The following is a 9955-nucleotide window of genomic DNA, read 5'->3' as shown; positions in this document are numbered from 1 at the left end:
ATAAACCACGACGCATAACTGAGGGTGGGTCAAATCTCGGTGAAAATACCGGGTCAGTTCTCAGTGACAATCAACAGACAGAGCACTATACGCGTCGGCAGAAGCTTTGGGCTTTGAACTGATGTTTGTGGCCAATAGGCGAGATTGGTCATTCGTCTGATGAGAGTGTTAAGCGTCGATCCACTCGTTGTGCCTAACTTCATTGCGACAATAGACATGGTGGCGGGGCGGCATCGATCTCGTGAATAACAGTCAAGACGATCAGCCTCGGACGCCATTGTGAAGCAGCATTGTCCGATTTTGGAGAGAGCCAAGACCCCGGTGGACAGCGAACCCAACGCCCTTGGCATAAACGCGGCCAGAGAATAGCTGTGTTATACAAAAGGCCGCCTGCAAATGAGGCGGGCGGCCTTGGTATTCTTTAGTAAATGCACTGACCGATTATTCGGCAACCTTACGGTGAGTATCGGGCAATTGGCCTGCAAGGACTTCTTCAGCATCGGCTTGGCGGTTCTTGACCGAACTGGTCAATTGACCCCAATGGGATGGATCAATCTCGTCGCCGTTCTGGCCCAAGTTCTTCAAGCGGGACTTGTCCTCATCGGTCAACATCTGGCCTTCCAGGGGCTCCATGTCGCGGACGTCACCTGCGCTGACGCCGATAGCATCGCCCACCCGGGTGCCATAATCGTCATGTACCATGAGCAGATGCCAGACCATACGTTCCTGCACATCGCGTTCGCATTGCGACAGCAGGTCTGACAAGGTAGCAACCAGATCATCCCGCTCCCACTCCATCATGGTGCAATAACGACCGCGCGCTTGTACGTAATCATTGCGACGTTCCAACCCACTCTGGGTCAGCTGACCACTGATTTGAGGCGGGATATTCGGTCGATGCTCAGCTTCCTGCAGTCCGTTGTGGATCGAGGGTTCATAGTTCACCGAAGGGTTCTGACTCGGTGCCATGTCACGCGAATAGGACATCTGTCCGCCCGACTGATTCGTCGCGACCGGTGCCTTTGGCTGGTTTACCGGTAGTTGGAGATAGTTCGGCCCCACGCGATAGCGCTGCGTGTCGGAATAGGAGAACGTCCGCCCCACCAGCATCTTGTCGTCGGAAAAGTCCAAACCATCAACCAGAACACCGGTCCCCATTGCAATCTGTTCATTCTCGTTAAAGAAATCATCAACATTGCGGTTCAGGGTCATGGTGCCGACATGGCGCAGCGGGAAGTCCTTTTCCGGCCATGACTTCGTATCGTCCAGCGGGTCCCAGTCCAGTTCGGGATGGTCATGATCCTCCATGATCTGGACGTACATGTCCCATTGCGGAAAATTGCCCATCTCAATCGCCGTGAACAGATCTTTGGATGCCGAACCCAATTCCTTGCCCTGTACCTTTTCAGCTTCGCTGCCAGTCAGGCTTGCCACGCCTTGGCGTGGATGGAAATGGTACTTGACCAGAACCGTTTCGCCTTGCGCGTTAACCATTTTATAAGTGTTTACGCCGAACCCTTCCATGTGGCGATAGCTGGCCGGGATGCCACGCGGACTGAACAGATGAGTCAGCATGTGCATCGCCTCGGGCGTCTGGCTCATGAAATCAAAGATGCGGTTTGGTTCTTGACGGAACGTCACTGGATCAGGCTTCAGCGAGTGAATCACGTCGGGAAACTTTATTGCATCACGAATGAAGAAGACGGCCAGGTTGTTACCTACCAAGTCCCAGTTGCCGTCTTCGGTATAGAATTTGACAGCAAACCCGCGCGGGTCACGGGCAACTTCGGAACTGTCACGGCCGCCGATCACGGTTGAAAAGCGGATCGCAAGTGGCGTCTTCTTGCCGCTTTCCTGAAACAATTTTGCACGGGTATAGGTGCTGGCAGGCTCGTCCCCTATCATTCCGGTCGCTTCGAATTCGCCATAGCAGACGAAACCGCGCGCATGGACAACACGTTCGGGTATCCGTTCACGGTCGAAATGCGAGATTTTCTCAAGGAACTGATAATTTTCTAGTGTCGCGGGCCCTCTGCTGCCGACCGTGCGTTGCGATTGATTGTTCGAGACGGGATGCCCTTGCCGCGTGGTCAGAATTCGATCTTTGGACGGGTGCGAAGATTCATTTCTACGGTCATTCATATTCTATCATCCCTTTGGTGGTATAAACGTTTATAACAACCAATCTTATAATAAGTTCCCACTCTTGTACGGAGAGGCTAAAGCAGTCACGTATCTTCAGTGCTTTGCAGGGCATCGTTGATTTTCTGACCTACAACTTAGAACCGCTCAGGTATGCACCCATAGCATTGCTGTAATGCAGCATGGACGATTGCTTACTTCGTTTGTCATCTTTAGTCCCGGCGTTTCACATGTTGAAAGGGTTCAGCGTGAGACTTGTTTATCTTTTCTCCATTTTGATCGCCTCGCATATTGTCGGCGCGATCTATCTGCTCTGCGGTCCAGAAGGGCTTGGGGAAATTGGCAATAGCATCAATGTGCAACTCACCGCTCTCTTTGGAAATTGCAGCGAAGATACTGCGGCTTGCTGACCTAGGCACAGGACTCATAGCCAGTAGATGACAGTGGCGGCGAGAGCGATGGCTGAGAGGAAGACCTTTGGGCATCGGTCGTAGCGAGTGGCAACGCGCCGCCAATCCTTGAGTCTGCCGAACATGATCTCGATCCGATTGCGGCGTTTGTATCTGCGCTTATCATACTTCACCGTCGCCTTCCGCTGTTTTCGTCCGGGGATGCAGGCGTGTATCCCCTTGCCTTTTGATGCTTCTCTGAACCAGTCGGCGTCGTAGCCGCGATCGCCGAGCAGCCAACCGACATCCGGAAGACTATCGCAAAGCGCTCGCGCACCTATGTAGTCGCTCACCTGTCCTGCAGTTACGAACAGGTTGAGTGGGCGCCCCCGGCTATCGCAGATTGCATGAAGTCTGGTGTTCATGCCGCCTTCGGTTCGTCCAATAAGACGTCCACGCCCCCCTTTTTGACGCCCAAACTGGACGCTGTGCGATGAGCCTTCAGGTAGGTAGCATCGATCATCACGGTATTCTTTTCGCTGTGCTCGGCAGCCAGTCCCACCATCATCTGTGCGAAAATGCCTTTGTCGCTCCAACGCTTCTAACGGTTATAGAGCGTCTTGTGGGGGCCATACTCCTTAGGCGCATCTCGCCATCGCAAACCATTGCGATTGAGGAAAATAATCCCGCTTAAAACCCGCCGATCATCGACACGTGGTTTGCCATGGGATTTCGGAAAGTAGGGCTCCAGCCGCGCCATCTGCGCATCGTTCAGCCAGAAAAGATCAGACATATCACCGCTCCGTTTTCGGACGGTGAATCATGCGGCTCCACGATAATCAATGGGTCCTGGGCCTAGCAAATGATTCCAGCGGCATCTGCTGCTGGACATTTTTGGCAGGCTTCTGAGCGTTTCCTTGGATTGTGCCGCTGCTTTGACCACGTATCGTGTCGAACACGGAAGGCATCATGACCGATTGAAAGGTTCCAAGCGGAAGCTGTTCGCGTAGCATCGGCAAACGGGCAGGATCAGCCGCGCATCGTTGGCCAGATATCTAATAGCCGCGCCCCTTTAGAAGAGGGCCGTGGCAGCTTCTTGCGTGGAGCCACTCGTCCCCATGCATCTGCTAGGCTGTTTTCGCCAAATCCACCCCGACCCTGATAGTGTCCGACTTGACCGCCTTCCAGCGTGGCCCGCTGTCGACTCACCTTAGCAAGCTGCTCTTGTCGGGGCGGTTACTTCATCAAAGCCGCAGGGACCGCAAGCCGTTCAGTATGTCGTCCGTTGGCGGGCTAAGGAAGAGCGGCGGATCAACTCCATGATCAGATGTCCTGCAAAATCTGATTCAGCTTAGATTCAGCTAGGTCGCCTATGACCTCAGAAGTTCAATTTGTGAGGCAGCACGATGATGAAATCTTCTTCGATCGACAGTGATGGTCGGGCCAAGGCTCGGATGAGTCCCCGCCCACTAACTCCCCTAGCATTTCTCGTAGTCATGTTTCCGATGGCGGTATTGGCAATCTCTACGTCAAGAATAATTTAAGAGCCTTCCTGCGATGATCCTTCGGTGACGACCTGCCTGGCCAGGCCAATGGCGAAGCCAGACCTTCTTTCGGAAATCAACCACCAATACAGCGCCAACACGGCACCAAATTAGCCTGTATGGGTATGGCACGATGTAACTTACCGATGATCGCCAAAATTAGAACCGAGGCAGAAGGTGTGTCCAAGCTACGTGGGTTTATTCAATTTGTTTGGAATTGGCAAAGAGCCGCACGCGCCATCGTTTTGGTCGCTCTTTTTGCTTTCAGTTTCTTTAGAAAGTTGATGTTCTTTTCCGATCCGGGAAGTCTGAACCAACCTGTTGAACCTTGGAAGACGATACGCCTCGTTGCTCAGTTCTGGGAAGGTCCGAAGACGAACATGATCGAAGCATCTGGGTGCCCCGACGATACTCCGATTGATGAACTGCCCCGAAGGATGACCGAATACTTGGACCGGCGAGTGCTGACAATTGCTAAGCTTCAGCCCCTAATCGAACAAACGCAAGAGGGACTGGGAAGATGGATGTGGCAATGACTGATGTATTTCCTGCGCTCATCCAAACCTACGGCCCTTGGATCATATTCTTGCCAGTTACCCTCTCCTGCCTGGCAGTTCCTATTCCCTCTTCGCTGATGGTTATGACTGCAGGGGGGGGGCGCCGCAGCCGGCGACTTCCAATTCCTAGAGCTCATCGCGTTTGCCTTCGTTGGTTTCGCCGTGGGTGATCAAATTCTGTATTGGGCATCACGTGGATTTGGGACGCCATTGATTGCAAAACTGATGCGCAGACAAAGGACTGGCCAAGTCATAAAGCGGGCGCAGACACTGATCGATCGACAGGGGCTGTTTGCAATCTTCCTTACCCTCACGGCGCTTAGCCCCCTTGGCCCCTATGTCGGATGTCTTTCCGGCGCGCTAAAGCAGTCTTGGGCGGAGTTCACGCTGTCTGCGCTGGCCGGAGGGGTCGTTTGGACGATATGCTACGCAACATTGGGTTTCGCATTTGCGGGGCAGATATCGCAAATTTCATCTCTGGTCACCGGATTAGTTGGAATAATTGTTGCTGGAGCCGTGGCTGTTGTCGGCGCTATCGTGTTGTGCAATGGCCACGGTCGACGTGCGAAGCAAAGCAAAGCTGGCCGGGATCGGGTCTAGTAGCGAATGAAAACCTTAGCCCCTGAAAGTACTCAAAGATCCTACAAAAAAGAGAAGACCATGCGTGTCCTTTTGGTTGAAGACGACGATTTGATCGGTGATGCAATACACGCCTCGATGAGCAGCAGCGGCTATCGTGCCGATTGGGTCAAAGATGGCCTGGAAGCGGAAGACGCGCTTGCCACAGCTGAATTTGACCTTGTCATTTTGGATCTTGGGTTACCGGGGCAAGACGGGATCAGTGTTTTGCGCTGGCTGCGAAAGAACCACAGGTCTGAACCCGTTATTATCCTGACCGCCCGCGGCGCGGTGAAGCATAGGATAGAGGGACTTGACCTTGGCGCGGACGACTACATGGTCAAACCCTTCGATATGGAGGAGCTCCGAGCAAGGGTTCGCGCGCGGATTCGCAGATCGCACGGCAGATCTGAACCGGAGTTGACCCACGGCGAGCTTTGCGTGGATCCCGCCTCCCGTACTGTTCGGTATAATGGCGAACCGGTCGAACTGTCATCGCAAGCTTACCAGGTGTTGGTTGCACTGCTGGAGCGCAAAGGCCGGGTGATCTCAAAGGATGAACTGGCAGAAACACTCTACGGATGGGACGAAGGACCGGAAAGCAATATCATCGAAGTCTATGTGTCTCAGATCAGGAAGCGCATTGATCCTGGGTTGATCCGCACCATTCGGGGAATTGGCTATGTCGTCGATGCGGAATAGAATCTGGGGCCGATCCATCCGCCAGCGCATCCAGTGGTTGTTGGTCCCGTTGCTGGCGGTCGCGCTTGTTGTGGCGTCTGCGACCTTGTTCATATCTGCCAGGATCAAGGTCTCGAACCTGTTGCAGGAACAGACCGACATTCTGGCCATTGCCACGACGACCCTGGCAGGCGACCAGATCGAAACGCGTGCCGAAGAAATGATCCGCGAAAGCGTCGAAGCCTATGAAGGCAAATTTGTCATTCGCGTTCGCGATGCAGCAGGTGCGATCACCTTCAATTCAAAACCGGACCTGCCGCCGTTTTCCCACGAGGAAATCGACGCGGATATGGTGATCAGCGATGGCGGTATATGGTTGGTTCGGCGCTACGATTTGAGTTCCGGGGGGGAACTGGTCATAGGTCGCCCGCGCGAGGAATCGGATAAAATCGTCTGGCAGGTGGTGCTTTCGGCGCTAGTGCCGCTGCTATTAGTGTTTGCCGCTTCGGTCGCTGCCATTCTTTATGCAGTGCGCATCGGGTTGATGCCTTTATCTGATCTGTCCAATGAGCTGGAGCACCGAACGGCTGATCGGCTGGATATTGTGGATACAACCGGGCGCGGCGAAGAACTGTCCCCCATCATTGTGTCGCTCAATGGGCTGTTTGACCGGATCAGAGAAGCGATGGGCCGTGAGCGCGAGTTCATTGATGATGCGGCCCATGAAATCCGTACGCCTCTGGCCGCAATCAAAGCGCAGATACAGGTGATCGACCGGACTACTTTGAACGAGGACGCGCAGAAACGTTTTGACAACATTCTGTTGGGGGTGGATCGGGCTGCCGCAATGGCCGACAGCCTGCTGGATCAGGCAAGAGCGGACCAAAGCCAGGCGCTGAAAACAAAGATCAAAGTTGCACCTGTCCTGCGCAAATCTATCGCAGAACTTTTGCTCGTTGCCGAAAGTAAAGGCATTGAAATCGAATTGACGAACGTGGACGGGTCTGTGTTTCACTGTGCGCAAGAGGATCTGCGTATTATCATGGACAATATCCTCTCCAATGCCGTCAAATACTGCCCGGACGGAGCGCAGATTCAAGTCAGTCTGAATTCCGGCAGAATTTCGGTAGAAGACAGCGGCCCTGGCATCCCCGCAGACATGCGCGACAAAGTCTTTGAACGCTTCGCCCGTTTGGATGGCAATACTGTTCAAGGGGCAGGGCTCGGGTTGTCTGTCGTCCGTTCCCTAGCAGACGCGAACAACTTGAAGGTAGCAGCGATAGATGCGGTCGCTACGCAAGGCGCGCGTTTTGAGATCTGGCAGCCTCAGAACAGCGCGGTGTGAAAACCGAGGAAACTAAATTTTTTGCACTTGGCTCCTTCATTCAGCCAGGATTCAGGTTGGCACCGCAAATCAGTTTCACAACAGAACAAAACTCCAGTGCCGCCCCTCAAAGGTCGGGCATCAGAAGCTCTTGTTCGGATGAAAGAAACGTCAACCTGGAAGGCAACGAAAGTGCTGGTATTAGAAAACATAATAAAAAACTACGAATCTGGAGAAGGTTACTTCAGAGCATTAAACGGAGTTTATCTGAAGTTCTCCAGAGGCGAGTTCGTTTCTGTAGTGGGGCCTTCGGGCTGCGGTAAAACAACCGCGTTGAACATTATTGGGGGGCTGGATCAATACACCAGTGGTGATCTGATCATCGACGGTAAATCCACCAAGAATTTTGCCTCCAGTGATTGGGATGCCTACCGCTGCAACTCGGTTGGTTTTGTGTTTCAGAACTACAACCTGATTACGCATCTGTCCGTTCAAGACAATGTTGAACTGGCACTGGTTCTGAGCGGATCGAGCAAAAACGAACGCGTCCAGAAAGCGAGCGAAGCTTTGAAGCGTGTCGGGCTGGCGGATCACGCCGACAAAAAGCCGAACTTGCTATCAGGGGGGCAGCAACAGCGTGTTGCGATTGCGCGCGCCATCGTCAACGACCCCGATGTGATCCTGGCGGACGAGCCAACCGGGGCCCTCGACAGTAAAACCGCTGTCGAGATCATGAAGCTGATCAAGGAAATCGCCAGCGACAAGCTGGTCATCATGGTCACCCATAGCCGTGAACTTGCAGAGGCGTATTCCAGCCGGATCGTTGAGATGCTCGATGGGCAAATCTCAAACGATACTGTCCTTCGTAAAAAAACGGATCAGGCAAGTCAGACAACTTCCGGCATGAATATCGGCGGATCGGCGATGGACTACGCGACAGCGCTAAAGCTGTCGTTCAAAAATATCATGACAAAATGGAAGCGCACACTGGCGGTCGCCGCGGCGGGCAGTATCGGAATCTTTGGTATCGCGCTGGTCCTGTCGATTCAAAACGGGGTCAGTGAAGAGCTCGATCACATGCAGAGCGCCATGTATGCCAGCATGCCAGCTATCAGTATCAATGATGGGGATGTGATTGCCGCGACTGACGGTCCGGGCGGAAGAAGGTCGGCGCGGAAGAAGCGAAGCTCAGACAATGTTGTGGTGCCCTTTGATCCTGCCAGTCGGCGAGTGATCCATCAAAACACGCTGACCGAAGAATATATAGCCTATGTGCAAGATCTGGACCCCAGCCTTTATACTGATTTTGTTATCAGCTCGGATCTGGAGATGAATATTCTCACTCAAAATAACGGCAAGCTGGCTGTCTCCACCTCCGATGAGGCAGAGTTTATGGAACTGTTCGATGAGGCACAGATGCTGACGCTGGGCCGCATGGTTCATGGCGATTTTCCACAAGACTATACAGAGGTACTTTTGGTTATTGATGATGACGGAAAGGTCAATGAAACCGCGCTATCCATCATGGGACTGGATGCTTCCGCATCAGAGATTGACTTTGGCGATATCACCGGCAGCAAGTTTGTGATTGCCTACAATGATGACTTCTATACCGGCAGCGCGGCCGATGGTTTTGCCGTCACCAACGATTTGTCGGCGGCCTATGATAGCGGCCTCTCGGTGAAAGTGTCAGGTATCATGCAGTTGAACGATCCGGATAACGCTCTCTCAGGGCTCACCCATTCCTTCCCCGAAGGGATCGGATATCTACGTACGCTTGCGGATCATGTCCACCAGAATGCCAAAAACAGTGCAATTGTCGCTGCACAACGTGCCGTTGATTATAGTGTGTTGGATGGGTTCCCGCTGACTTCAAACGACAAGCGAGAGCTTATTCGCAAACTGGGTGGATCGAATATTCCAGGGTCAATCAGCATCTTTGCCGCGGATTCCGCTTCCAGCGCTGTCATCAAAGACCACCTGAATGCCTGGCCGGAAACCTCGGAAAATGCCGCCGAGATCGTCTACACCGACAAGGCGGCGGCTGTTTCGACCAAGATCAACACCATGATGGGCGGCATCGCCATGGTTCTAGGTGGGTTTGCAGCTATTTCCCTGCTCGTCTCATCTGCCATGATCAGCATCATCACGTATATCTCAACGATGGAGCGGACCAAAGAGATCGGCATCCTGCGCTCGCTTGGAGCACGCAAGGTGGACATCGCGCGCGTCATCAATGCCGAGACAACACTGATCGGCTTGACTTCCGGTGTCATCGGTGTGGCGTTTGCCTATGTGATCTCGATCATCGTGAACCTTGTGGCGGGGGCGCAGTTTGGCATGAGCAGCATCGCCAGCCTGTCGCCATTACATGCAGTCTTGCTGATCGTCCTCAGTGTGATTGTGACGGTGATAGCCGGGCTCTTCCCCTCGCGCATTGCCGCCAACAAAGACCCGGTCAAAGCCTTGCAGACCGACTAATCCGAAATCAACGCTTGCAGCAGGTGAAAGTGTCATCTGCTGCAAGCAGCGCTGCGCCTTTTGGTTTGCAATGTGCGGTGACACTCACATCAACCGCGACCCTCAAAGTCAGGCACGCCGCAAGGCGGCTCAAACCAAATTGAGTGTTGATTGTCACTGAGAACTGACCCGGTAGCCCCATAAATTGTCACTGAGAATTGACCCATGTGAACACACTTC

The 9955-nt window shown here is 53.4% G+C and carries 7 protein-coding genes and 1 pseudogene; 6 read left to right on the top strand and 2 right to left on the bottom strand.

Going from position 1 to position 9955, the window contains the following annotated elements; all coding sequences use genetic code 11:
* Positions 1-441: 441 nt before the first annotated feature.
* The gene (locus ACGYLA_RS19090; RefSeq protein ID WP_394434541.1) at positions 442-2142 is read right to left on the bottom strand and encodes a catalase; all 1701 of its coding nucleotides are present in this window, start codon (positions 2140-2142) and stop codon (positions 442-444) included.
* Between the two features lie 230 nt (positions 2143-2372).
* Here ACGYLA_RS19090 and ACGYLA_RS19085 point away from each other — a divergent pair, with 230 nt between their 5' ends.
* On the top strand, positions 2373-2552 hold the full coding sequence (locus tag ACGYLA_RS19085; protein WP_394434539.1) for a hypothetical protein: 180 nt from the start codon (positions 2373-2375) through the stop codon (positions 2550-2552).
* 14 nt (positions 2553-2566) lie between these two features.
* On the opposite strand, the pseudogene ACGYLA_RS19080 reads toward ACGYLA_RS19085, so the two are convergent.
* Positions 2567-3324, bottom strand: a pseudogene (locus ACGYLA_RS19080) (IS5 family transposase).
* An 897-nt stretch (positions 3325-4221) separates the two neighbouring features.
* Between ACGYLA_RS19080 and ACGYLA_RS19075 the strand changes: the two are divergent.
* The 5 genes from ACGYLA_RS19075 to ACGYLA_RS19055 all read left to right on the top strand — a co-directional run bounded on the left by ACGYLA_RS19075 (position 4222) and on the right by ACGYLA_RS19055 (position 9736).
* A complete protein-coding gene (locus tag ACGYLA_RS19075; RefSeq protein ID WP_394434537.1) occupies positions 4222-4611 on the top strand; it encodes a hypothetical protein in 390 nt (129 codons plus the stop codon).
* A 108-nt stretch (positions 4612-4719) separates the two neighbouring features.
* On the top strand, positions 4720-5232 hold the full coding sequence (locus ACGYLA_RS19070; RefSeq protein WP_394434543.1) for a DedA family protein: 513 nt from the start codon (positions 4720-4722) through the stop codon (positions 5230-5232).
* Between the two features lie 60 nt (positions 5233-5292).
* Entirely contained in the window at positions 5293-5952 is a 660-nt protein-coding gene (locus ACGYLA_RS19065; RefSeq protein WP_394434535.1) for a response regulator, read from the top strand.
* The gene (locus tag ACGYLA_RS19060) at positions 5933-7276 is read left to right on the top strand and encodes an ATP-binding protein (RefSeq protein WP_394434533.1); all 1344 of its coding nucleotides are present in this window, start codon (positions 5933-5935) and stop codon (positions 7274-7276) included. The genes ACGYLA_RS19065 and ACGYLA_RS19060 overlap by 20 nt, the downstream gene beginning before the upstream one ends.
* A gap of 171 nt (positions 7277-7447) precedes the next feature.
* Entirely contained in the window at positions 7448-9736 is a 2289-nt protein-coding gene (locus ACGYLA_RS19055) for an ATP-binding cassette domain-containing protein (protein ID WP_394434531.1), read from the top strand.
* Positions 9737-9955: the final 219 nt, after the last annotated feature.

This window comes from Sulfitobacter sp. 1A13679 (assembly GCF_043557115.1).
Classification (GTDB): Bacteria; Pseudomonadota; Alphaproteobacteria; order Rhodobacterales; family Rhodobacteraceae; genus Sulfitobacter; species Sulfitobacter faviae.
The sequence above is the reverse complement of the archived record's forward strand: the minus strand, read 5'-3'. Positions and strand labels throughout refer to the sequence as shown.